The following is a 23,885-nucleotide window of genomic DNA, read 5'->3' as shown; positions in this document are numbered from 1 at the left end:
TCTTGCTAAAAGACCTTACTGTGCCAACTTTGTGAAAATGGAATTTTCCAATTTGTTGAAAGTTCTTCTGATGTTTGAATTAGATTGTTGTAAACTAATGTCTCTGCATTAACAGTATTACTATTCACTAAAGCCTGAAATTCGTCACGACTTGCAAGTTGTAATTTGCCTTCTTCATCGATATAGGACACACGCATTCTATCAAAGAAATCAATACCAAACTTCTCTCCTAGAACTTGTATAAAATGCACTGACTTATCAATAGAACATCCAGTCACTCCTGTTACTTCTTCATCTACTTCTAGTATTAAAAATAGGTTGTCAATAAGCGTAACCTTTCCAGCTAATGCTGATCCATGAGCCGTCCATGAAGCTACAAAACCTTGAGCTAAATCACTAATTTCTGATACTTCCACCGCAGTTAAGAATCTATCAGCTTGATATATCCAAACTCTATTCATCTTTATTAATGTGTATAATAAGGTGATATCATTACATAGACAATCACTCCAGTAACGGCTACGTACAACCACATCGGATACGTGATACGCGCTAGTTTTTTATGACGTTCGTATGCTCCTGCAATACCTCTTACGAATGTGAACAATACAAAAGGTATAATAATAATTGATAATAAGATATGTGAAATTAAAATGAAGAAATACACATAACGAATAGCTCCCTCACCTCCATATGGTGTAGAAACTGATGTCATGTGATATGCCACATACATTATTAAAAATAAACCAGAACAAACCATGCATAATTTGATCAAGTTTTCGTGCAATTTTGCATTGCCTCTTTTGATTGCTGATACCGCCCATACTAATAAGACAGCTGTTAAGCCGTTAATTGTCGCATAAATTGGTGGTAAAAATGATAAGGGTTCTACATCGTAGCCCATTTTTTGCAAATTTATACCAAATAATGCTGCTACAGCTAAAGGCACTACAATAGATAATGTCCAAATAATACCTTTATACTTCTTTTCTTCTTCTGTCATTGCCATACTATTTCTTCTCTATTTTTAATGGATTATTACGCGCTTCCTCTACCAATTGAACTTTGATCTCGTCCTCCAGTCGTTCCATCTCCTTATTTGCGTTGATGTCGTAGAAACCACGAATTCGCCTCTCTGTGTCAATTAATAAATAATTGTTACTAAAAGAAAATGTAGAATCTGTATTTACATGTGCATCAATCAAAAAGTTTTGTTGTACATATTCCGTTATTGCCGAATCTGGACGCACGATAAACCAAGTTGGACCAAACTCTTTCGCATATAGCTGTTGTATTTTTTCCAAATCTTCGCTGCTTTCATTTGGATTGAGCGAAATTGAATAAAATTTCACCTTTTGCACATTCTTAAAACGTTCTGCCACTGGTTTAAGATTCGTAAGTAATGTACGAGATAAACCACTGTCTTGCGCTGCAAACAAATGTACTACTGTGATAACAGTATCTTGATTTAGAAAATCAACTTTCTCACCATTAGCATTAAACACAGTTAATGGTTCGATCTGATGATAAACCGTATCGGGAATCTCCCGTCCCATCTTGCGATTCATCTTACCAGAAAGCACTTTCTCACCGTATACTGGAAGCTTCAAATATTGGTTTGAACCAATTTTATTAAGCGTTATATACAAAAATCCTGGCACTAGTAATACTATAGCCAGGATTATAAAAGTTGATATATTTCTCTTTTTAGAGTTATTATTCATTCTTATTTATTAGGAAAAATATCATGCTCTTGTAAGTGATATAATAAATAATCACCTTCTACCAACATCAATACGATGAAATAGATGATAAAAATAAATACTATACTACAAGTAACAATAAAACTTGATTTTTCAAACTTCAAGTGCATAAAGTATGCAACAATATAGTATGCTTTCACAAGTGTCAAAACGATATAAATCGTATTAACTAAAGCGCCTTTTTGCAAAATTCCCCAGTGATGAACAAAACCTAATGCGATCAAGAATTCTAATGCTGTCAATGCCAACAATACAAAGAATACTTGCCAGATTTGCTTTTTGCCCATTCCCTCACCATGCTCGTGAGCATCGTGTGTAGCTATATGATCGTGATGTGCCATTTTCTATAATTCGATAAAAGTCAATAATTAGATTAAGTAGAAGAATGTAAATACGAATACCCACACTAAATCTACAAAGTGCCAGTAAAGACCTACTTTTTCAACCATTAAATAAGTACCTCTATTCTCAAATGTATTATTCAATGTCATACAAAGAATAATGATATTCAACAAAATACCGATCGAAACGTGGAAACCGTGGAAACCAGTGATAGTAAAGAATAAATTAGAGAATTGTAATGCTGCTGTATAAGAAATATCCTTTGTAAAATATGGCTCTAAAGCTGCTGCAATAGCATCTGGATCAACTAATCCTGTAGCAGGGTTTCTTCCAAACCAAAATCCTTGGTGATGCAAGTGATTCCACTCGATAGCTTGACAGCCTACGAAAGCCAAACCACCAATAATTGTCCAAATCATCCACTTAATAACTTCTTGTTTTGAATTACGATGTCCTGCTTCTACGGCTAATACCATAGTCACAGAAGACATAATCAAAATGAAGGTCATTATACCTACGAAAACCAAAGGTTGACCCGACTCAGCAATACCTGGTACAGATTGGAAAATTTTATCCGCATCTATCCATGTAGGTTGAGCAAATTTTTGAGCACCATAATAAATTAGGAATGCCGAAAACGTAAAAGCATCTGAAACTAAGAAAAACCACATCATGATTTTTCCATACTCTAAATTCCAAGGTGACTTACCACCAGACCATGGTCCGTCTTTTACCTTATCCAATTGCGATACAGTTGTTGTACTCATTGTTTACTATTATTGATTCAAAAGTAAGAAAACATATATATAAATCCATAAAAGATCTAGAAAATGCCAAAAAATAGCTGCTAGATCCATTCTAAAAACATTGCGGTCGGAAGCAATTGGCTTAACAGCACCAAAATATGCGCGTACCAATACCAAAAGTCCAGCTACAATGTGTGCCAAGTGCAATCCAGTGAAGATGTAGATAAATGACTGTGAAGCATTATTGTTTATAAAATAAACGCCCTGCTCTGTCAATATCCCCCACGATTGTACTTGAAGTATAAAAAATACTATGCCTAACACGATCGTGATAATCAATAGCATCTTTTGTTTTGCAAGTTGATTTAATTGAGCAGCTTTAACCGCGAAATGCAAAGTCAAACTACTTGCCACTATTACTAGTGTACTGTAAATAAACGCTTGTGGTAATATTGTTTTAATTCCTTTATCAACACCACTTGCCGTATATACGATAAATCCACTTGAAAGTGCAGCGAACATCATAAACATCCCAATTAAACCCAACCAAAGGTTGAATTTTTGAGCTTTACGCTTTCTTTGCAAGTCTTCCAATTCTATTTCGTTAGCTCCCATTTATATTATTTAAAAGGAATAAAATCAAAAAGTAATACCAATTGTGTCAACGGTAAATATAAAAACGAGATATACATTACCTTTTTAGCCGTTTCATCTTTTAATTCTACAAGATGCTTGTATCCGTACCAAGTGAATGCTAAACCACCTAACAGCGATACTATCGTAAATATCCAACCACCGAATCCATAATACATTGGCAAAAAGCCAACTGGAATCATTAGTAAAGCAGATATAAAGATGAATACAGCTGATGCTTTATTTTTCTTTAGGCTCGGTAATAATTGGATACCAGCTCTTTTGTAATCTTCGTCCGCTACCCAAGCAATCGCCCAGTAATGTGGATATTGCCAGAAAAACTGAACAAGGAACAAAATAAATGGTGTAATGATAATAGCAGATTCACTAACCGATGCATAAGCTAATCCAAATCCTAACGATTCGAACGCCGCGAAATACCCAATCAGTGGTGGCAATGCACCAGGAATTGCGCCTATGAATACAGCAATTCTGGATTTAGGTTTTAAAGGTGTATACACGAATGCATACAAAAATATTGAAAACACCGATAGTAATCCTGCGATAAAATTCAGTTTTACCAATACCAAAGTGCCAATAATGCCCATAAATAAACTCAACACTAAAGCTTGACCTGTTGTCATTCTTCCGGCTGGTAATGGACGATCCATCGTGCGCTTCATTAATTTGTCGATGTCCTTTTCAATGATTTCATTAAAACCATTCGCTGCTCCTGTCACCAAGAATCCGCCAATCGTTAATAATAACCAATTGAACCACATGATATCACCCTGTTGCTTCGCGCCTATCAAAAATGAAATAGATGCTGAAAATACAACAGTTAACGTCAAACGTAATTTTACAAGTTTGTTAAAATCTGAAATAAAAGTTTTCATTGAGTGCTCTTTCTCCTTTTCTCCTCTAGATAATAATTGTATTTGCTATTATCTATCTTTTCAGCTTCGTCATCAAAAGCATCAAATAATACTGTGCTCCGAAAAACAAACTTGCTAGTACTAAGTGTGATGTCTGCGCAAAAGCTGGAACTGCAAATCTAGCTAATATTATCCCAGACAACATTTGTAATACTACTAATATTAAGATTATCCATGCATATTGACTTTGAATTGACGTTTTGCTAAATCTATTTTTCACTAGAAAGAAAAACAAAACAGTAATCAATAAAGTCACATAAGCTAATATTCTATGGATATCATAATTAACACCTATAGATTCAATCCATTCTCCTCGTGCTACGCCATCTGCATTCAGATGATCAATTACCTCTCTTACTTCTGTACCGTATACTACTTGTACCAATGTAACTATAAGAGATACTATGGCGATAGCTTTAAGTCCCGTCGAAGGATAATTGACTAATATCGTCTTATTTCGCAGAGTAGTAGCTATATAGAAAGTATAAATACTTACACCAACAATAATCAGTGCTAACAACATGTGCACGGTGATAATCCAAGGCATCAGGTTGGTTGACACAACAATTGAACCTAACCAAGCTTGAATTACAACTAAGATGACATTAAGAACACTCCATATGAAAATGGAAGGTTTTGACTTGATATAAATAAACGAATATACTGCCGTAAATAATAACGCAAACCCTGCTAAAACACCGACTAGACGATTAATGTATTCTGTCCATGTCTTCGCGGCGTTAAATTCCTCATGTACTAAAATTGATTCATCATGACGAATTTTATCTGCCTTTTCCGCGTCTCCAAAAAGTTCAACAATATTTGCAAAACGTTGATTTTTCTTGACACGTCCATCTATATAATGTTGCTCATACCCTTCAGGTAATTGGCTAACATCAGTAGGTGGAATGATTTGGTTGAAACATTTAGGCCAGTCTGGGCATCCCATTCCCGAACCTGTGCTTCGTACTACGCCCCCAGCGATAATAACAAGAAATAAGGTGATAATAGTTATTCTATTAACATTTATAAACATCTTCTCACCTGCTGGATACATTACGCCTCTTTATATTTGTCAAAATAGTATTAAATAGAAGGTAGGTATAAACCTAACCTTCTACTCTGTTATTTTCTTTATTCCATTGCTCTTGAATACGAATAGCTTCTTCATTTCCTTCGAAATCATGTGGCATATTCGAACTCATAGTTTGCGAATGTGGAACACTTTGAGGAATGAAATCCTCGTGGTGACCTGGCTTACTGTAGTCATAAGGCCAACGGTATACTGTAGGAATCTCTCCTGGCCAGTTTCCGTGGAAATGCTCTACTGGAGTAGTCCACTCCAATGTATTAGAGTTCCAAGGGTTTTGCGTTGCTCTCTTACCGCACCAAATAGATCCGAAGAAATTAATTAAGAATGCTAACTGACCAACACCTGCAATAATAGCAGCCCAAGTAACTAGAATATTTACAGAAACCCATTTTTCCATGAATGCAAACTCAGTGAATGAGTAGTAACGACGAGGCACCCCATCAATACCCATAAAGTGCATTGGGAAGAATACTAAGTACGCACCGATGAAAGTCAACCAGAAGTGGAAATATGCCAACTTCTCGTTCATCATTCTACCGAACATCTTAGGATACCAGTGGTAAACACCACACAACATACCAAAGATAGAAGCAGAACCCATTACCAAGTGGAAGTGAGCTACTACGAAGTAAGTATCGTGTAAGTTGATATCCAATGCAGCGTTACCTAAGAAAATTCCTGTAACACCACCTGAGATAAAGAATGATACCATACCGATAGCAAACATCATCGCTGGAGTGAAACGAATGTTACCTCTCCACAATGTAGCCATATAGTTAAATGATTTTACTGCTGAAGGAACTGCGATAATCAACGTCGTAATCATAAATACACCACCCAAGAAAGGATTCATACCAGTCACGAACATGTGGTGACCCCATACGATAAATGATAATACCGTGATACCTACTAATGAGTAAACCATCGCGTGGTAACCAAAGATTGGTTTACGTGAGTTTGTTGAGATTACTTCTGAAGTCAAACCTAATGCAGGCATTACTACGATATATACCTCAGGGTGACCCAAGAACCAGAATAAGTGTTGGAATAAGATTGGAGAACCACCTTCATTAGGTAAAATCTGTCCTTGAACAACTAAGTCTGACAAGTAGAATGATGTACCTGCCGAACGATCAAAGATCAATAATACTACTGCTGAAACCAATACTGGGAACGATAACAAACCTACGATAGCTGTTAAGAGGAAAGACCAGATAGTTAAAGGCATTTTCCAAAGATCCATACCTTTAGTACGCATATTCAAGATTGTAGAAATGTAGTTTACACCCCCCAATACTTGAGACACGATAAATAAAGTCATAGATGCTAACCACATCGTCATACCTAATCCAGAACCAGAAATGGCTGTAGGAACGGCAGATAATGGCGGATAAATAGTCCATCCTGGTGATGCTGGACCACTTTCAATAAAGAAGGATCCAATCATGATAACACAAGCGATAAAGAAGAACCAGTATGACAACATGTTCATCAATGGAGATGCCATATCGCGAGCACCAATTTGGTATGGAATTAATAAGTTACTGAATGTACCCGATAACCCCGCAGTCAATACGAAGAATACCATCATCGTACCGTGGATAGTAACTAATGATAAAAAGAAATCAGGCTTAATACGACCACCTTCTGCCCATTTACCCAAGAATACTTCAAGAATAGGGAAATCTTTGTCCGGCCAAGCTAATTGAATACGGAACAAAAGAGACAAGATCATGGCAAACACGGCCATAATGATACCTGTGATCAAGAATTGCTTCGCAATCATCTTGTGATCTTGACTAAATATATATTTAGTTAAGAACGTCTCATGGTGATGACCATGTGCATCATGATGAGCTGCGTCGTGTGATAAAACTGTACTTGACATATTACTTTATAAAAATCTTTTATAATTAATTTACTGAAGCTGTTTTCACACCTTCTGATACATTGTTACTAGCAAACTCTTTTTGTAAATCTTCTGTGAAGTATTTACCCTGTTGAGCTAACCATTCTTTATATTCAGCCTCAGTAACAACGATAACTTTTTTACCCATGTTGTAGTGACCTTGACCACAGATTTTATTACACAACATAATGAAATCATATTTCGGATCATTCATTTTGTCACGCATCTCTTCAGTAGTCACTGTTGGCGTAAATTGGAAGTAATTCGTCATACCTGGTACTGCGTTGATTTGTACGCGGAAATCAGGAATATAAAACGAGTGAATAATGTCTTTTGAAATAATATGGAAACGCACGGATTTATTAACCGGAATAACGATATCCTGTGTTTGTAAATCATCCCAAGATGCTTTATCATTGAAATCAATACCGTAAGGGTTTGTAGGCGTAGTCAATTTATAGTTACGCTTACCGATTTCACCATCTACACCTGGATATCTTACATGCCAAGCAAATTGCTCACCTAAAACCTCGATTTGAATAGCTGATTTTTGCAATTCTTCTGGCACATTTGTAATAGCTCTCCATGTGAAGAAACCAAACAATACTAAAACTGTCAATACAATCGCAGGAACAATAGTCCACAATTTCTCGATAGAGTCATTATGTGGATAGTAGTACGCTTGACGTTTTGCTTTAGCTCTATATACATATGTGAACACAAATAAAACGATGTGTGTCAATATTAATACAGCAGTAGTAATCACTAATGTGATAATGAACATACGGTCAATTTCTTTACCATGCTCAGTCGCAGCATCTCTCCAAGACCAGCTTCCCCATACATCGTATGAATAGTATACAAATGCTAAGAAGGCAAATAAGAAAATTAAGAACAATGTAGCTTGTAAATTATTATTACCATACTCATTGTATTTTCCATTCATCTTTCTCGTCAATACATACACTGAATGAATTTTGCCAATTACAGCGATTATTGTACAAATAACTAAGAACAATAATACATAGTAGAAAAAGTTTTTATAGACTTGAGGATCTATTTGTTTTACTTCTTCCACCTTAGCAGCCGCTGTAGTTGTAGTACCCGCACTTGCATCTGCCGCTACAGTAGCCGTAGCTGCTGTATCCGTAGTTGCCGCTGCACTATCAACAGTTGCCTCGCCAGCAGTAGCTGCTGCTACCGCCGTTGTGTCAACTACTGTCGAATCACTCTGCATTGCCATAGCTGGCGCAGCAAAAAATAAGCTGATTAAAAGTAGTAAACCCGCTATGGATTTAAACCCGTTATTAATTTTTAAATTCATTTCTTCTATAAACGTTTGAACGTAAATTCTATCAATTCTATATTAAATCTGATGGTTTAAACTTTCATCAAGGAATGGATGATGTTTAGGAGCAAGAGGATGCTTGCTAATTTTATTCATCACTAAGAATGAGAATAAACCTGCAAAACCTATCGCTGTACCAATTTCAATTAATCCAAAACCTCTATCAGTCTCTACTGTACCAGGCATGATCATAATATAGTAGTCTAACCAGTGTCCACACAATAATAAAATTGCTACGAACAACATTATATTCTGTTTACGTTTCGCATCTCTATCTACCAATAGTAATAATGGCGCTAAGAAATTAATAATGATGCTTAACCAAAACCATGGTTTGTATTCTGGCTCCCAACGCTTGTAGAAATAAACTGTTTCCTCTGGAATGTTAGAGTACCAAATCAACATGAATTGCGCAAACCAAACATAAGTCCAGAAGATAGAGAAACCAAACATTAACTTACCTAAGTCATGTAAATGATTCTCATTTACCCAAGCCATGTAACCCGCTTTTTTCAATAAGATTAAGATTACAACAACAACTGCGATACCACTAACCCACATTGCTGCGAAATTGTACCAACCAAACATTGTAGAGAACCAGTGTGCCTCTAATGACATGATTGTGTCGAATGACCAAATTGGAGTTGTAAAACCAAATATTACTAAGAAAATAGCAGATAATTTAAAGCTTTGTTTGTAAGATCCTAAGCCACCTTCTAAATCCTCTTTGTATGACAATTTAGCTAAGATGAAAGCGAAGATACTGTAACATCCCATAAACAAAATCTGACGGATAAAGAATCCTGGAATGTTTAAGAATGCTTGTTTACCAGCAACTAATTTATCGTAATTAGCATGATTTGGATCGAATAATGTTGGATCTGTCCAGTGGTGGTATAATGTATGTGTGTAAATACCTCCTGCCGCGATAATTAATAAAATCACGGATGCAATAGGCAATACTGACGCCATAGCCTGTGGAATACGAATTAAACCTGCAGACCATCCAGATTGAGTTACCATTTGCAACGCAATGAAGAAAGCTCCAGCAGCACATACACAAGCGAAATAATATCCCATCAATAGTAGATTGGCGAAAGTTCGCATTGTATCACCAGTGTACAAACCATATCCAATGGCAGCAGCACCTAATACAATAGCAACCAAGCTAACAATCTTCGCTGTACCAGCAAATGTATATTGCTCGCTGAAATTATAATCGTGATGATGATTGTGAGTTCCCATTTATTAAATTGATGTTAGATTATTTCTTTTGTAATTCTTGAACATACATAACTACTTTCCAACGCTCCTCTGGATTCAATTGAGATGCGTGTGATCCCATTGTATTCAAACCGTAGTAAATAGTATGATAAATTTTACCTGCAGACAAATCTGCCATTAACCCACCTCTAGATGAATTTGCACCGCTTGATCTTCCATATGCTGGAGGATTAGGGAAGTTCTCTAATTGACGAGTACCTCTTGAATCCGTGATCGAACGATCTTTAGTAATAGAGCCATCACCTTTACCTTCTTTACCATGACATACGGCACAGTTTACTAAGTATAAATGTTGACCTTGAGCTAAGTTTTCTTCATTTACAGCTAGTGGATTAGTAACTTCAGCTCCTGCTCTTGTATAATCCTCTGGTGTATTTGAATATTCATCTGCAAACTTCTCAAAACCTTGAGGAATACTACCTGCTGGAGGAGTTTGAGCTGTTTGTTTATTTTTAAAATTATTGTTTGGCTGATCTGGATTGTATGCTAACGGATCGTACATATTACGCGAAAATTCCAAACCTGTGCTACGCGTAGTACCATCTCCACAAGCAGTAGTTACTGCTGCGAAAGCTACAGCCATACATACAGCGCCAAGAAAATTCTTCTTATTCATAACTAACATATTTTCTTTCATTGTATTTAACTTCTACTGCTCCAGCTTCTTTCAACAAACTATCCACTAAAGCGTGATCTGTATTTTCGTTTGCATCTACTGCAATGATAAAACGATCGTCCGTAGCTCTCAAATCCATTACACGGGGTGCACGTCCTGGGAATAAGTGATTGCGGTAAAAGAATGTCGCTACCATACCCAAAGCACATAATAAAATAGTCACCTCGAATGTAACAGGAACAAAGTTTGGCAATGCTAAAGATGGCTTTCCACCGATGTTCATTGGCCAATCGTATGCCATAGTATAGTATAATAAACTAAATCCCAATGTCGTACCTAGCGCACCAAAGCAAAAAGCTGCGATTGGTAATCTTGAAGGTTTTACACCTAATTTAGCTTCGATTCCGTGAATCGGCATTGGTGTATAACAATCGTATATGCTGATATTGTTTGCTTGCAATTTATCAATCCCGTGCATCAAATCATCAGGATCCGCAAAACTTCCTAATATATATTTTGTATTGCTCATTGCTATTATTTTTTACGTAATGCGTTAATTTCCTCTTGTGATACTGAATCGTATTTCTCCAATGATTTTTTGAAGAATTCTACTTGATCTTCTGGGAATGCTCCTTCTTGGATCAACTTAGTTTTATGTTGTAAGCTAGAACTTTTCAATAATAATTTAACCTCAGCAATTGCGATACCTGGTAAGAAACGTAAGAACAATAAGAATAATACAAAGAATAAACCAATCGAACCTACAAAGATACCTACGTCAACCCATGTTGGGTAGAACATTGCCCATGATGATGGTAAATAATCACGGTGTAATGAAGTAACGATAATTACGAAACGCTCGAACCACATACCAATATTTACAATGATCGACAATACCCAAGAGATAGGAATACTTGTACGTATTTTTTTGAACCAGAACAATTGAGGTGAAATCACGTTACATGTCATCATCGCCCAATAAGCCCAAGCGTACGGACCAGCAACACGGTTTGCGAAAGCATACATCTCATATTCAGAACCCGAATACCAAGCAATGAATAACTCTGTCAAATATGCAACACCTACGATAGAACCTGTCACCATAATGATTTTGTTCATCGACTCGATGTGGAACATCGTGATGTAGTGCTCAAAGTTTAATACTTTACGTAAGATTAATAATAATGTTTGTACCATCGCAAAGCCTGAGAAAATCGCACCTGCCACGAAGTATGGAGGGAAGATTGTCGTGTGCCATCCTGGAATTACAGATGTTGCAAAGTCCATAGATACGATAGTGTGTACCGAAAGTACAAGTGGTGTAGAAATACCTGCCAAAATCAATGACACGATTTCAAAACGTTGCCAAGTTTTTACTGAACCATTCCATCCGAATGAAAAGATTGAATAGATTCTTTTTCTTAAACCTGAAGCACGGTCACGTACTGATGCGATATCTGGTAATAATCCACAGTACCAGAACACTAATGATACAGTGAAATATGTAGAGATCGCGAACGCATCCCATACTAATGGTGAGTTAAAATTTACCCATAATGAACCAAACTGATTCGGAAGTGGGAAAATCCAGTATGCTAACCAAGGACGTCCCATGTGCGCTACAACGTAAGTTGCGGCACAAATTACGGCGAAAATCGTCATCGCTTCCGCAGAACGGTTGATGGAGTTACGCCAGTTTTGACGGAATAATAATAATACGGCTGAGATAAGTGTACCCGCGTGACCGATACCCACCCACCATACGAAGTCGGTGATATCCCATGCCCAACCTACTGTTTTGTTTAGACCCCAAGCACCGATACCCGTCCAAAACGTGTATCCAACGCTAATAACCCATAACATAGCTCCACAAGCAGCTACGATAAATCCAATCCACCAAGCCTTGTTGGGTTTATTTTCAACCGGTAGTAAGATATCATCCGTAATTTGTGCATACGTGATGTCCTTACCGGTCATTAATGGTTCTCTTAATATTGATTCGTTATGCGATGACATAGTTGTTTTATTTCAAATAAAGAATAAAATTATGCTTCAAATGTGTTTCTAACTTTAGTCATGTAACCGATATTCGGTTGAACATTGATCTCTTCTAACACATAGTAAACACGCTCATTGCGTAATGCTCTTGAAACTTCTGATTCTGGATCATTAGCATCACCGAAGATAATAGCGTTTGCCGAACATGCAGCTTGACAAGCCATTTTCACATCTCCGTCTACCAACTTACGGTTTTCCATTTTAGCTGTTAATTTACCAGCTTGGATACGTTGAATACACATTGAACATTTCTCCATCACACCACGAGAACGTGTTGTTACATCTGGATTCAATACTAATTGTGTAAACTCATTATTCAAGTAGTTATCAAAGCGTGAATCATTCCAGTAGTTGAACCAGTTGAAACGACGCACTTTGTATGGACAGTTGTTTGCACAGTAACGAGTACCGAAACATCTGTTGTAAGCCATGTGGTTAAGACCTTCTGAAGAGTGTACAGTAGCTAATACAGGACATACAGTCTCACAAGGAGCATGCTCACAGTGTTGACACAACATAGGTTGGTGAACTACTGTTACATTCTCGAAGTCTTGAACATTTGCTATATCGTTCTCTTTTGTGAATTTAGAACCATTCTCTTCGATAGTATAGTAACGGTCAATACGTAACCAGTGCATCTCACGACGACGACGAACCTCTTCACGACCTACTACTGGAATATTGTTTTCAACGTTACATGCTACGATACAAGAACCACAACCTGTACATGCATTCAAATCGATAGCCATTACCCATTTGTGACCTGGTTGCTCATATTTATTCCACAAATCGTAAGTTTTGTGAGAATCAGCGAAACGTCCAGATTCAGAGTTAGGATCTTTTTGGTATTTCGCGAAGGTAGTTTCGCGAATGATGTTACGACCTTCGATCGTGTGGTGTGTTTGTGTTTGTGCTAATTCATACGTGCCAGAAGCTTTTGAAAGTGAAGCTTTAGCCGCAAATTGAACCGTACCATTGATTAATGAAGCCAATGGATAAGCATTTTTACCTACATTATCACCAGCCTTACCTACTGAAGTGCGACCATAACCAACAGCTACAGAAACTGTACCCATTGCTTGACCTGGTTGCAATACAACTGGTAATTCGATAGATTTACCGTTAGCTTCAACTGTAACTTTGCCATTCTCACCTAAACCTAATTGCTCAGCAAATTTAGGGTTGATAGCAGCATAGTTATCCCAAGTTACTTTTGATACTGGATCAGGAAGCTCTTGCAAATATGCGTTGTTAGCGTAACGACCATCGCGCAATGTAGTAGATTCATATAATTTCAATTCTACATCACCAACGATTTTTTTAGAATCAGCAACAATAGCTGAAACTACTGAAGCCACATCTACGTTAGCTGAATAAACTGAACCAGAAGCTGTTGCTTTAGAAATATAACCTGCTTGTAAAACTTCTTTCCACGACTTACCAGTACCTGCTAAAATATTTGTTTCCCAATTTTGTCTTACGAAATCATAAATGTTCGTAGTCTCACCTGCCCATACTAAGAATGATTGCTCAGCTTGACGTGTGTTATAAATTGGGTTGATTGTCGGTTGAACAACTGTAAATACACCTTCTTTTGCTGAAGCATCACCCCATGACTCTAAATAGTTAGGAACTGGTGCAATTGCTTTTAATAAAGAAGCTGTTTCGTCTTTACGGTCTGCGAATGATAACGTAAAGTCAATTTTCTTAATAGCTTCTTCTACATCAGCTGAGTTGAAGTAGTTATAAACAGGGTTACTGTTCAAGAATAATGCTACACCCACTTGACCACCTTTAGCAGCAGTTAAGAATTGTTGGAAAGCAGCATCCGAACCTTGGTATTGTTTCGAGTAATTATCTAAATCGATAATTGCGCCGTAAGCACCTAATTGTGTATTGATAGCGTTTACTAATGATTGAATATTTACATCATTTGCGCCTGCTACTACTACTGCAGCACCTTTAGAAGCAACTAACTCTTTAGCTACTAATTTGATTGCTGTTTGTGCTTTTGCATTTGTCGTACCACCTGCTGCAGATTGACCAGTGATTTCATTGTACAATGAAATCAAGACAGCACCTTCTTCTGAAGGCTTAATAGCAATACGTACATCTGCATTCGAACCTGTCATCGATAGACCCGACTCGAATTGGATATGACGTGACATTTTACCATTTTTCAATGATTTGTAGTCACGATTTTTGATGAAATCTTGTGAATGTTCTTCACCTGACAACCATGAACCTAAGAAGTCCGCAGCTACTGAAACTACAACCTGTGCATTACCAAAATGGTAAGAAGGTACTACAGCTTTGCCAAATGAATTTTTATTTGCCTCAATGATACCACTGTAAGAAACAGCATCTACTTGTACTAAAGAAGTAGTAGGATATTTAGCTGTTAATTTAGCGATAGAAGCTAAAGTAGATGGAGAATTAACTGTTGTCGATACGATAGCAATTTGTTTTCCAGCTTGAGCAGCTTTATTCAAAGCAGCGATTACTGTGCTATCAAATTTAGACCACTCTACATCTTTACCGTCTAATTGCGGATTTTGTAATTTAGACATGTCGTAAAGATCCAATACCGAAGCTACTGTAGTAGCGTCTGTACCTTGTGTCAAACCAACACCATTTGGATTTGGCTCGATAAAGATTGGACGACCTTCACGTGTTTTTACTAAAATACTTTGTCCATTGAATGATGAAGCATAATAGTTAGGAATACCTGGAGTGATTTCCTCCGGCTTAATTACATAAGGAACAGCTTTGTGAACCGGCGTACGGTTACACGCTGCCAATGTAACAGCTCCCAAACCAAAACCTAAAGCCTTCAAGAAATCACGACGTGGTGTTCTTGTACTTAAGCCTGCTTCGTTTAATACATCTTCTACAGGAATAGGCTCAGCAAATTCACTCTTACTTTCTTTAACGAAAGCAGGAGTTTGATTTAACTCTTCTAAACCTTTCCAATATTTTTTATTGCTATCCATTTAAGCTGTATATAAGATTGCGTTTTCCTAATTAATTATTAATAGTGACACTTACCACACTCTAATCCACCGATCATCGCAGCTGTCATCTTCTCTCCTTTTTTCAATTTCTCGTGCGCTTCGATCAACTGATCATAGTATTTATTATCAGCATTTACTTCTGTAGTCTTATGACAGTCCACACACCACTTCATTGTCAATGGAGAATATTGATAAACTTCTTCCATAGATTCAATCGGACCGTGACAAGTTTGACATTCCAAACCTGCAACACTAACGTGTTGAGAGTGATTGAAATAAGCGAAATCTGGCAAGTTATGAATTCTAACCCACTCGATAGGACGAGGATTATTTCCATACTCACGTGTATCTGGATTCCAATCTACAGCGCGGTACAACTTCATAATCTCAGGAGAAGTTTCGCCATCGTAATGATCTGCAGCAGTAACAGTGTTATGACAGTTCATACATACGTTTGCCGAAGGAATAGATGCGTTCTTAGATTTGTACGCACCACCGTGACAATATTGACAATCAATTTGATTTACACCAGCATGTACTTGGTGAGAGAATTTAATTGGTTGCACTGGCTTATACCCAGTATGTACACCAACATTCCACATTGTCTGCCAGCCCAAAACAGCCAACAACGCCACAACCATCAATGCTGTAAACCCAACTAACTTCTTATTCTTTAAGAATTTTTGCGCGAACTTAACTTTATCCGATTCTTCATGAGCCTCATTACGTGCTTTAGCAGCTTCAATTGCAGCAGCGTTATTAGCGATTACCTTCTCCAAAGTCTTGATAACACGACTCAAGATTACGATCACACCAACAGCCAACAACAAAATAGCAGCAACACCAAGAATCATCAATGTGTTTGCATCAGAACTCGCAGCGGCCCCAGCAGTAGCACCACCTTTATCACCACCAGCAGCAGCTTTCGCCTCCTCTTCTTTCACATACGCGATGATACCTTTGATTTGATCATCTGAGAATTGTGTAAAAGCCGGCATCGCCACTTTGTTCCATTCTTCAAAAATCTGATTAGCAACAGGATCACCAGAAGCAATCAAAGCACCTGAATTTTTAATCCACTTCACCAACCACTCTTCAGAATGTCTTTCTGACATCCCAGCTAATGCAGGACCTGTCATTTTTCTGTCTACCTTGTGACAAGCAGTACAGTTTGCCTTAAATAACGCCGCACCTTCCTTAGCATCCTGCGCATTCGACGACATCGTAACAGCAAATAACAACACCAAACTAACTGATATTGACTTTGCAAATCTTCCCAATACGGATGAGATATTTCTCATATTTAGCACTTTATACTATTTATTTATGAATATAAAAATTACTTTTCCTCTTGTCAGAAGGGTTCACACCCATCAAACAATGCACAAAAGTATAACTTTATAAGCAATCCCTGACAATTTAATGACGCAAATTGTCAATTTAAAATCATTCTAAATAAAGCTCTTTTATGCCTATAATTAACTTTAAAAGCCATTATTCAGCGGTTTGCAATAACTTTAATATGGGAGAAGACAAAGAAATATCAACAGAAACATTTTTTTATTTCATTTGTCATTTATTGTACAGTAAAATACATATATTTTGACCGTTATGCACTATAAAATATTAAATATTTTGTTGTTTGTGATCGTATTAATTACGCAATCCTGTCAACAGCAAAAGAAACAAATCTTTAAAACAGTAAAAACAGAAAATATGGATACCACAAATTACAACAAACTTACAGCAGAAGAAGAATACGTTATTCTACATAAAGGGACAGAAAGACCTTTTACCGGAGAATTATTAGATAATAAAGAAAAAGGCACGTATATCTGTAGAAGATGCAATGCGCCCCTATACAAATCTCAAGACAAATTCGAATCGCACTGTGGTTGGCCAAGTTTTGATGACGAAATACCGGGAGCAGTAAAACGCGAAGTTGACGCCGATGGCAGACGCGTTGAAATATTATGCAATAAATGTGGCGGACATCTTGGACATGTTTTCGAAGGTGAAGGCTTTACTGCAAAAAACACAAGACATTGCGTGAATTCAATTTCAATGAAATTTGTTCCAGGTGAATAAAACTTAGCGTGCTATCAAATTACAAGGAACGACTACATGTTCGATCTTGTCAAGTTTTCCATTAATTTGTTGCACTAAAATACGAACTACCTCCTGCGCTATTTCTTGGATATTCTGAGAAATAGCCGATACAGGTGGATTAACAAGTCCAAAAGTTGTATTCTCATCAAAAGAAATCAGTTTATCAACAATCAAATCATATTTTTTGATTGCTTTAAGACCGTTTATTGCCAAATAATTAGTTGCAAATAAAACAGCATCCAATTTATTATCTGCTATAAAGTCCTTCATCTGTAACACAACCTCGTCTTCGGATTGCGCAGGATTAATTTTCTTTACCAACAAATCCATCCCAATAGTATCAACTGCTTTCATGTAGCCTTCCAAACGACCTTTCATTTGAGATTGCGTACTATTAGTAGTTACAAAACCAATGCGTTTAGCATTTTTTTGTTCCAATAAAAACAGAGTACCTTGATAAGCACCTTCCACGTTTTCTGAAATCACAGTATGCGTTTCAACATCCGCTAAGGGTCTATCAAATAGAACGACAGGAACTGAGCTTTTCAACAAATTATTAATATCATCACTAAGGCCTTCTGTTGGAGCAATAATGAATCCATCAATTTGACGGTCGTAGAAAAGCTGAATTAATTCCTTAGCGCGCTGTTCATCATTTTTCATACTACAATAAATAATATGATACCCGTGATCATACGCCAACTTCTCAATACGATCTGCAATATTTGCAAAAAATGGATTTGAAATATCTTCTACCAAAAGCCCAATACTCTTTGATTTGCCCGTACGCAAACTTTTTGCAAGTTGATTAGGTTTGTAATCGACTTTCTTTACATAATCTAGCACCCTCTTGGTTAATGCATCGCTAATACGCTTCTCTTTTGCTTTACCATTCAAGATAAAAGAAACAGTAGTAACAGATACCCCAAGATTATTAGCTATATCACTAATGGAAAGTCTTTTTTTCATATTTTTAATAATTGATAAATAGATTCTCCTAATCTAATCAAATCTTTCAAAAATTGTGAAATAAAATGATGTTATATTTGCTAAAAGGTTTTATCTTACAACAATTTTAGTACATTTTAATTTAAAACCTATTATGAGAAAGATATTTAGATCAGCGTTGGCTGTATTTGTATCCATTTCTTCCAGTTCAATTCTGAATGCACAACAAACGGATTTCACCCAATTTGTTAATCCATATATTGGTTCTGCAGACCACGGACACGTTTTTGTAGGCGCAAATGTGCCCAATGGCGCTGTACAATTAGGACCAAGCCAAATATCGCAAACATGGGACAAATTCAATGGCTGGGATTGGTGTAGTGGCTATAATTACAAAAGTGAAGAAGTCCTAGGTTTTACCCACACCCATTTGAGTGGAACGGGCATTGGAGACCTAAACGACATTTTGATTTTACCAGCTAATGGTAAACATCATATCCATCAAGCACCGTTTAATAATATGAATGAAGGATACGGATCTAAGATTAGCAAAGCGAATGAATGTGTATCTCCAGGATATTATAAAGTATTATTGGAAGATTACGATATCTTGGCAGAATTAACGTCTTCCGAACGAGTTGGATACCACAAATATACTTTTAACAAAAAGGACAACCCACACTTATTGATAGACCTGTCTTTCAAGATGAATTGGGATAAACCTACAGACACCTACCTGAAAGTCGTTAATGATTCCACTATCGTAGGCTACAGATTCTCTACAGGATGGGCTAACGATCAAAAAATATATTTTGCTATAAAATCAAATACAAAATTCACTAAAGTAGATTTGTACAACGACAGCTCCGCTGTGACTGGATACCAAATAGCAAAGGGTTTAGGAATAAAAGCAATTCTTTCTATTGATCCTACGAAATCGGTGGAACTAAAGGTCGGCATTTCGCCAGTTAGTACGGTAAATGCATTAGAAAATATAGCAGCAGAAATTCCATATTGGGATTTCGAAAAAGCTAAAAACAATGCTAAATCAAAATGGAATCAAGCTTTAGGCAAAATATACTTCAAAGCGGATGATAATACAAAAACTATATTCTACACTGCTTTATATCATTCTTACTTCGCTCCTACAGTATTTAGCGATGTAAACGGTGATTATATTGGAACAGATAAGCAAGTTTACAACGACAAAAGCCATCAGAATTATACGGTATTTTCGCTTTGGGACACGTATCGTGCATTACATCCTCTCATGACTATTCTAGAGGAAACAAAAAGTAAAGACTATGTGAGTTCCATGCTGAAAATTTACCAGCAACAAGGAAAACTCCCAGTGTGGCACTTGTGGGCTAATGAAACAAATACCATGGTAGGCCTACCAGCTATTCCTGTGATTGCTGATGCAATTTTGAAAGGAATAGTAGACAAAAACGAACTAGAGTTAGCTTACGAAGCAATAAAAACAACAGCAATGGGCACAGATTTCGGATTGAAATATGTCCGTGATTTGAAACATATTCCAATCGAATACATGGATCACGAATCTGTAGCATGGGCTTTAGAATATGCTATTGCAGACTTTGGAGCCTACCAAGCTGCCAAATTTTTGGGCAAAACTGAAGATGCTTCTTATTTCGAAAAACGTTATAAATTGTACGAGCAATATTTTGATAAAGAAGTGGGTCACTTTGTGGGACGTCATGAAAACGGCAATTTCAGAAGACCATTTGATCCGCTCATGGCAAAACACCGTGCAAATGATTATTGCGAAGGAAATGCATGGCAATATACTTGGCTCGTACCGCAAGATGTACACGGATTGATTAATCTATTCGGTGGAGAAAAGAATTTCATAAATAAATTGGATGAATTTATTGCCTTACCAGAATATTTGGACGATGCCTCACCGGACATCTCGGGGATGATTGGGCAATACGCTCAAGGTAACGAACCCAATCATCATGTTCCATATCTATATGCGTATGCAGGTGAACAATGGAAAGGTGCAGCACTGGTTCATGAAGCAATGACTAAATATTACACCAATGAACCTACTGGACTATGCGGCAATGATGATGTCGGTCAGATGAGTGCTTGGTATGTATTCTCTTCGATGGGTATTTACCCAGCAAATCCAATGGATGGCAAATATGTATTTGGTTCACCGTTAATGGAACAAGCTTCAATTAATTTATCTAGCGGAAAGAAATTTCATATTAAGGTCAAAAAACACGGTAAAAACAACATTTACATAAATAAAGTAACACTCAACGGAAAAAACCACGAAAACAGCTTTATCACGCATAATGACATCATCAACGGTGGGGAATTAGTATTCGAAATGTCTGCCAAACCAAACAAAAAGTTCGGCTCAAATAAGACATTTCGTCCTTAAGCACTGCCATAATAGCAACGGCACGCAAATTGCCTATATACCCGAAAGAAATAGAAAGGATATTACAATGAGTGACTTCAACAACATCAACATCACAGATATAAATGACAACAATGGTGCTGATTTTTACAACAGCTTCAGGCAAAAATTAATTGATATAGAACAATTTCCTTCTATCTATACCTTTAAATTTATTTTACCAGTAATAGAAAATAAAAGAGAAGATGTAGAGAAGATATTTGATCATCCTAGCACAAAGATCTCAATCAAAGAATCTTCAACAGGAAAATACAATTCTTTAACAGTGGAAACTTATGTAAATTCTGCGGATGCTGTAGTCGATTACTACAAAAAAGTCGCCGCAATTGAAAAAGTAATTATGTTATAACACATAAAAAAGGCTTTCCGAATTCGGAAAGCCTTTTTTATGTTAAAATCACCTAAGTGATATTACGCTTCTACTTCTTCTGAAGCAAACTCTTCATACAATGTAGAGAATCCTTCGTAATCTTCTGCAGATTCAGGTGAGAATACACGAATGTTTTGTTCTTCAACAAATTTCAATACCTCAGCATTCAAGTTATCATCAGCTTTCACGACGATATCTGTATACGTCAATGCACCTTTGTACACATCCGCATAGCTTCCTGAACCGTACACTGCAGCATCTTCTGCACTTACGTCTTCTTGTGCTGCCAATTCACCATACTTCGCAGTCAATGTATCTTGACCAAAGTCAGCATCTTCATTGAACAACGAATAGAATACTTTCGCATCTTTGAATGTAGGGTCATTGTGATACACTTTTTTCAAGTACAATGGAATCATTGCTGTGAACCAGCCATGACAGTGTACTACATCTGGAGACCATCCTAATTTCTTAACAGTCTCAAGTGCTCCTTTACAGAAGAATAACGAACGCTCGTTATTGTCCTCAAAGAATTTTCCACTTTCATCTCTGAACACCTTTTTACGTTGGAAGTATTCCTCATTATCTAAGAAATAAACCTGCATACGTGCCGCTGGCAATGATGCTACTTTAATGATTAATGGATTATCGTTATTATCCACCACTATATTCATTCCCGACAACCTTATCACCTCGTGTAGACGATTTCTGCGCTCATTAATATTACCAAAACGTGGCATTAGAATTCGAATTTCAAATCCTTTTTCTTGCATTGCTTGTGGTAATTGGCGTGTTATTTCAGAAATTTTACTTATTTCAAGGAAAGGCGACATCTCGTGGGTAATAAACAATATTTTCGTTTTAGCCATCTCCAATTGTTTTTTTTATTATTTGAACAGTAAAATCGGTCTACAAAGATACGAATAATAAACAGATTTTACAATTCTTTGTAATTTATAGCTTTCTAATTACAAATTTATTATGCAATTTTGCGCCCTATTTTACCCATACCGATATGGAAATTTTCAATACCCAAAAAGCACTTCGCGACTACCTTATTCAGCCGCGTGCGCAACAGCAGAAAATAGCTTTAGTTCCTACCATGGGCGCACTTCATGAAGGACATATGTCTCTGATTGTTGAAGCAAAAAAACACGCCGATTTAGTGGTATGTAGTATCTTCGTAAACCCTACCCAATTCAACGATCCAAAAGACTTAGAAAAATATCCTCGACCTATAGAAAAAGACATTAAACTTTTAGAAGAACAGGGTTGTGATATTTTATTCCTCCCTTCGGTCGAAGAAATGTATCCGAGGACAAATGAAGAATGGCACATTGATCTGGGGAGACTTGATCAAATCTGGGAAGGCGCACAACGACCAGGGCATTTTCAAGGCGTTACGCAGATCGTTTACAAATTATTCAAACTTGTAAATCCAGACGTAGCTTGTTTTGGGCAAAAAGATTTTCAGCAGGTCATGGTGATTCAGCGCATGATCGAAATCAAAGATTTGAACGTTGAACTTATCATATGCCCTATTATCCGCAGTGAGAAAGGACTGGCGTTAAGCTCGAGAAATGCGCGACTTTCCGAAGAAGGAAAAACGAAGGCTTTAGTTCTTTTCAACACCTTGAATACAGTAAAACATGCCTTCAATGAAAATGTTACACCTGCCGAATTGCAAAAGATAGCAGAAGATATGATTGCTGCAGATCCTGCAATCGAATTAGAATACTTTGCTATTAGCGAGACGCGTACACTGGAAAAAGCAGAATTCGTCGAAGCAGACAAGCAGTATGTAGCACATGTTGTGGTTTGGATAGAGGGCGTTCGGCTCATAGACAACATGTTGTTGAACGATTAATGACATTTAGATTTTAAATATAAAGCGTAACTTTGCAATATGATGATTGAAGTAATGAAATCCAAAATTCACCGTGCACGTGTCACACAAGCCGAATTGAATTATGTTGGAAGTATTACCATCGATGAAGATTTGATGGATGCAGCAGATATACTTGCTAATGAGAAGGTACAAATCGTAAATAACAATAACGGCGCAAGGTTAGAAACTTATGTGATACCTGGAGAACGTGGAACAGGGACAATCTGTTTGAATGGTGCGGCGGCGCGAATGGTGCAAGTTGGTGATATCGTAATCATTATTTCTTATGCCTTGATGGATAGAGAGGAAGCTAGAGCGCACAAACCGAGATTGGTTTTCCCTGACGATAATAATAGACTAATAAAATAAGCATATAG

Annotated in this window: 23 protein-coding genes; 5 read left to right on the top strand and 18 right to left on the bottom strand. The window is 37.0% G+C overall.

Going from position 1 to position 23,885, the window contains the following annotated elements:
- Positions 1-5 precede the first annotated feature (5 nt).
- From GOQ16_RS00565 to GOQ16_RS00490, 16 genes are read right to left on the bottom strand one after another with little or no spacing between them, the layout of a single operon-like run.
- The gene (locus GOQ16_RS00565; protein ID WP_160066880.1) at positions 6-461 is read right to left on the bottom strand and encodes an ABC transporter ATPase; all 456 of its coding nucleotides are present in this window, start codon (positions 459-461) and stop codon (positions 6-8) included.
- A gap of 5 nt (positions 462-466) precedes the next feature.
- The gene (locus GOQ16_RS00560) at positions 467-1,009 is read right to left on the bottom strand and encodes a DUF420 domain-containing protein (protein ID WP_204987398.1); all 543 of its coding nucleotides are present in this window, start codon (positions 1,007-1,009) and stop codon (positions 467-469) included.
- 1 nt (position 1,010) lies between these two features.
- On the bottom strand, positions 1,011-1,724 hold the full coding sequence (locus GOQ16_RS00555) for an SCO family protein (protein WP_160066878.1): 714 nt from the start codon (positions 1,722-1,724) through the stop codon (positions 1,011-1,013).
- A 2-nt stretch (positions 1,725-1,726) separates the two neighbouring features.
- Positions 1,727-2,104, bottom strand: coding sequence for a cytochrome C oxidase subunit IV family protein (locus GOQ16_RS00550; RefSeq protein ID WP_160066876.1), 378 nt, complete (start codon positions 2,102-2,104; stop codon positions 1,727-1,729).
- 27 nt (positions 2,105-2,131) lie between these two features.
- Positions 2,132-2,872 (bottom strand): cytochrome c oxidase subunit 3, encoded by a 741-nt coding sequence (locus GOQ16_RS00545; protein WP_160066874.1) that lies wholly within the window; start codon positions 2,870-2,872, stop codon positions 2,132-2,134.
- 9 nt (positions 2,873-2,881) lie between these two features.
- Complete coding sequence (locus tag GOQ16_RS00540; RefSeq protein WP_149913879.1) at positions 2,882-3,466, bottom strand: cytochrome c oxidase subunit 3; 585 nt, start codon at positions 3,464-3,466, stop codon at positions 2,882-2,884.
- 5 nt (positions 3,467-3,471) lie between these two features.
- Positions 3,472-4,380 (bottom strand): heme o synthase, encoded by a 909-nt coding sequence (cyoE, locus tag GOQ16_RS00535; RefSeq protein WP_160066872.1) that lies wholly within the window; start codon positions 4,378-4,380, stop codon positions 3,472-3,474.
- Between the two features lie 52 nt (positions 4,381-4,432).
- Positions 4,433-5,476 (bottom strand): COX15/CtaA family protein, encoded by a 1,044-nt coding sequence (locus tag GOQ16_RS00530; protein ID WP_160066870.1) that lies wholly within the window; start codon positions 5,474-5,476, stop codon positions 4,433-4,435.
- 52 nt (positions 5,477-5,528) lie between these two features.
- The gene (locus GOQ16_RS00525) at positions 5,529-7,400 is read right to left on the bottom strand and encodes a cytochrome c oxidase subunit I (protein ID WP_192922496.1); all 1,872 of its coding nucleotides are present in this window, start codon (positions 7,398-7,400) and stop codon (positions 5,529-5,531) included.
- Between the two features lie 25 nt (positions 7,401-7,425).
- Entirely contained in the window at positions 7,426-8,745 is a 1,320-nt protein-coding gene (locus GOQ16_RS00520; protein ID WP_240140934.1) for a cytochrome c oxidase subunit II, read from the bottom strand.
- 42 nt (positions 8,746-8,787) lie between these two features.
- Positions 8,788-10,014: a quinol:cytochrome C oxidoreductase gene (locus GOQ16_RS00515; RefSeq protein ID WP_160066868.1), complete on the bottom strand. Its 1,227-nt coding sequence runs from the start codon at positions 10,012-10,014 to the stop codon at positions 8,788-8,790.
- A 19-nt stretch (positions 10,015-10,033) separates the two neighbouring features.
- Positions 10,034-10,669, bottom strand: coding sequence for a c-type cytochrome (locus GOQ16_RS00510; protein ID WP_317163793.1), 636 nt, complete (start codon positions 10,667-10,669; stop codon positions 10,034-10,036).
- Complete coding sequence (locus GOQ16_RS00505) at positions 10,662-11,198, bottom strand: DUF3341 domain-containing protein (RefSeq protein WP_160066864.1); 537 nt, start codon at positions 11,196-11,198, stop codon at positions 10,662-10,664. Before GOQ16_RS00505 ends, GOQ16_RS00510 begins: the two co-directional genes overlap by 8 nt.
- 5 nt (positions 11,199-11,203) lie before the next feature.
- Positions 11,204-12,685: an NrfD/PsrC family molybdoenzyme membrane anchor subunit gene (gene nrfD, locus GOQ16_RS00500; RefSeq protein ID WP_149913873.1), complete on the bottom strand. Its 1,482-nt coding sequence runs from the start codon at positions 12,683-12,685 to the stop codon at positions 11,204-11,206.
- A 29-nt stretch (positions 12,686-12,714) separates the two neighbouring features.
- Complete coding sequence (locus tag GOQ16_RS00495) at positions 12,715-15,720, bottom strand: TAT-variant-translocated molybdopterin oxidoreductase (protein ID WP_160066862.1); 3,006 nt, start codon at positions 15,718-15,720, stop codon at positions 12,715-12,717.
- Positions 15,721-15,758: 38 nt separating this feature from the next.
- Positions 15,759-17,042: a cytochrome c3 family protein gene (locus GOQ16_RS00490; RefSeq protein ID WP_160066860.1), complete on the bottom strand. Its 1,284-nt coding sequence runs from the start codon at positions 17,040-17,042 to the stop codon at positions 15,759-15,761.
- Positions 17,043-17,352: 310 nt separating this feature from the next.
- Here GOQ16_RS00490 and GOQ16_RS00485 point away from each other — a divergent pair, with 310 nt between their 5' ends.
- Positions 17,353-17,829: a methionine-R-sulfoxide reductase gene (locus tag GOQ16_RS00485; protein WP_160066858.1), complete on the top strand. Its 477-nt coding sequence runs from the start codon at positions 17,353-17,355 to the stop codon at positions 17,827-17,829.
- Between the two features lie 3 nt (positions 17,830-17,832).
- Here GOQ16_RS00485 and GOQ16_RS00480 read toward each other — a convergent pair whose 3' ends face one another.
- The gene (locus tag GOQ16_RS00480) at positions 17,833-18,819 is read right to left on the bottom strand and encodes a LacI family DNA-binding transcriptional regulator (RefSeq protein WP_160066856.1); all 987 of its coding nucleotides are present in this window, start codon (positions 18,817-18,819) and stop codon (positions 17,833-17,835) included.
- 133 nt (positions 18,820-18,952) lie between these two features.
- Between GOQ16_RS00480 and GOQ16_RS00475 the strand changes: the two genes are divergently transcribed.
- Positions 18,953-21,211: a GH92 family glycosyl hydrolase gene (locus tag GOQ16_RS00475; RefSeq protein WP_160066854.1), complete on the top strand. Its 2,259-nt coding sequence runs from the start codon at positions 18,953-18,955 to the stop codon at positions 21,209-21,211.
- 67 nt (positions 21,212-21,278) lie between these two features.
- Positions 21,279-21,599: a DUF493 domain-containing protein gene (locus GOQ16_RS00470; protein WP_149913867.1), complete on the top strand. Its 321-nt coding sequence runs from the start codon at positions 21,279-21,281 to the stop codon at positions 21,597-21,599.
- Between the two features lie 62 nt (positions 21,600-21,661).
- Here GOQ16_RS00470 and GOQ16_RS00465 read toward each other — a convergent pair whose 3' ends face one another.
- Positions 21,662-22,489 (bottom strand): glycogen/starch synthase, encoded by an 828-nt coding sequence (locus GOQ16_RS00465; protein WP_149913866.1) that lies wholly within the window; start codon positions 22,487-22,489, stop codon positions 21,662-21,664.
- A gap of 146 nt (positions 22,490-22,635) precedes the next feature.
- Between GOQ16_RS00465 and panC the strand changes: the two genes are divergently transcribed.
- Both panC and panD read left to right on the top strand, forming a co-directional pair.
- A complete protein-coding gene (gene panC, locus GOQ16_RS00460; protein ID WP_160066852.1) occupies positions 22,636-23,487 on the top strand; it encodes a pantoate--beta-alanine ligase in 852 nt (283 codons plus the stop codon).
- A 39-nt stretch (positions 23,488-23,526) separates the two neighbouring features.
- On the top strand, positions 23,527-23,877 hold the full coding sequence (panD, locus tag GOQ16_RS00455; RefSeq protein WP_160066850.1) for an aspartate 1-decarboxylase: 351 nt from the start codon (positions 23,527-23,529) through the stop codon (positions 23,875-23,877).
- Positions 23,878-23,885 lie beyond the last annotated feature (8 nt).

It is taken from the genome of Sphingobacterium bovisgrunnientis (genome assembly GCF_009829085.1).
GTDB classification, from domain to species: Bacteria; Bacteroidota; Bacteroidia; order Sphingobacteriales; family Sphingobacteriaceae; genus Sphingobacterium; species Sphingobacterium bovisgrunnientis.
The sequence above is the reverse complement of the archived record's forward strand: the minus strand, read 5'-3'. Positions and strand labels throughout refer to the sequence as shown.

Excerpts from the sequence above, each read along its gene's own strand:
- GOQ16_RS00565 (WP_160066880.1), bottom strand. The coding sequence starts at position 461 with ATGAATAGAGTTTGGATATATCAAGCTGATAGATTCTTAACTGCGGTG.
- GOQ16_RS00560 (WP_204987398.1), bottom strand. The coding sequence starts at position 1,009 with ATGGCAATGACAGAAGAAGAAAAGAAGTATAAAGGTATTATTTGGACA.
- GOQ16_RS00555 (WP_160066878.1), bottom strand. The coding sequence starts at position 1,724 with ATGAATAATAACTCTAAAAAGAGAAATATATCAACTTTTATAATCCTG.
- GOQ16_RS00550 (WP_160066876.1), bottom strand. The coding sequence starts at position 2,104 with ATGGCACATCACGATCATATAGCTACACACGATGCTCACGAGCATGGT.
- GOQ16_RS00545 (WP_160066874.1), bottom strand. The coding sequence starts at position 2,872 with ATGAGTACAACAACTGTATCGCAATTGGATAAGGTAAAAGACGGACCA.
- GOQ16_RS00540 (WP_149913879.1), bottom strand. The coding sequence starts at position 3,466 with ATGGGAGCTAACGAAATAGAATTGGAAGACTTGCAAAGAAAGCGTAAA.
- cyoE (WP_160066872.1), bottom strand. The coding sequence starts at position 4,380 with ATGAAAACTTTTATTTCAGATTTTAACAAACTTGTAAAATTACGTTTG.
- GOQ16_RS00530 (WP_160066870.1), bottom strand. The coding sequence starts at position 5,476 with ATGTATCCAGCAGGTGAGAAGATGTTTATAAATGTTAATAGAATAACT.
- GOQ16_RS00525 (WP_192922496.1), bottom strand. The coding sequence starts at position 7,400 with ATGTCAAGTACAGTTTTATCACACGACGCAGCTCATCATGATGCACAT.
- GOQ16_RS00520 (WP_240140934.1), bottom strand. The coding sequence starts at position 8,745 with ATGAATTTAAAAATTAATAACGGGTTTAAATCCATAGCGGGTTTACTA.
- GOQ16_RS00515 (WP_160066868.1), bottom strand. The coding sequence starts at position 10,014 with ATGGGAACTCACAATCATCATCACGATTATAATTTCAGCGAGCAATAT.
- GOQ16_RS00510 (WP_317163793.1), bottom strand. The coding sequence starts at position 10,669 with ATGAATAAGAAGAATTTTCTTGGCGCTGTATGTATGGCTGTAGCTTTC.
- GOQ16_RS00505 (WP_160066864.1), bottom strand. The coding sequence starts at position 11,198 with ATGAGCAATACAAAATATATATTAGGAAGTTTTGCGGATCCTGATGAT.
- nrfD (WP_149913873.1), bottom strand. The coding sequence starts at position 12,685 with ATGTCATCGCATAACGAATCAATATTAAGAGAACCATTAATGACCGGT.
- GOQ16_RS00495 (WP_160066862.1), bottom strand. The coding sequence starts at position 15,720 with ATGGATAGCAATAAAAAATATTGGAAAGGTTTAGAAGAGTTAAATCAA.
- GOQ16_RS00490 (WP_160066860.1), bottom strand. The coding sequence starts at position 17,042 with ATGAGAAATATCTCATCCGTATTGGGAAGATTTGCAAAGTCAATATCA.
- GOQ16_RS00485 (WP_160066858.1), top strand. The coding sequence starts at position 17,353 with ATGCACTATAAAATATTAAATATTTTGTTGTTTGTGATCGTATTAATT.
- GOQ16_RS00480 (WP_160066856.1), bottom strand. The coding sequence starts at position 18,819 with ATGAAAAAAAGACTTTCCATTAGTGATATAGCTAATAATCTTGGGGTA.
- GOQ16_RS00475 (WP_160066854.1), top strand. The coding sequence starts at position 18,953 with ATGAGAAAGATATTTAGATCAGCGTTGGCTGTATTTGTATCCATTTCT.
- GOQ16_RS00470 (WP_149913867.1), top strand. The coding sequence starts at position 21,279 with ATGAGTGACTTCAACAACATCAACATCACAGATATAAATGACAACAAT.
- GOQ16_RS00465 (WP_149913866.1), bottom strand. The coding sequence starts at position 22,489 with ATGGCTAAAACGAAAATATTGTTTATTACCCACGAGATGTCGCCTTTC.
- panC (WP_160066852.1), top strand. The coding sequence starts at position 22,636 with ATGGAAATTTTCAATACCCAAAAAGCACTTCGCGACTACCTTATTCAG.
- panD (WP_160066850.1), top strand. The coding sequence starts at position 23,527 with ATGATGATTGAAGTAATGAAATCCAAAATTCACCGTGCACGTGTCACA.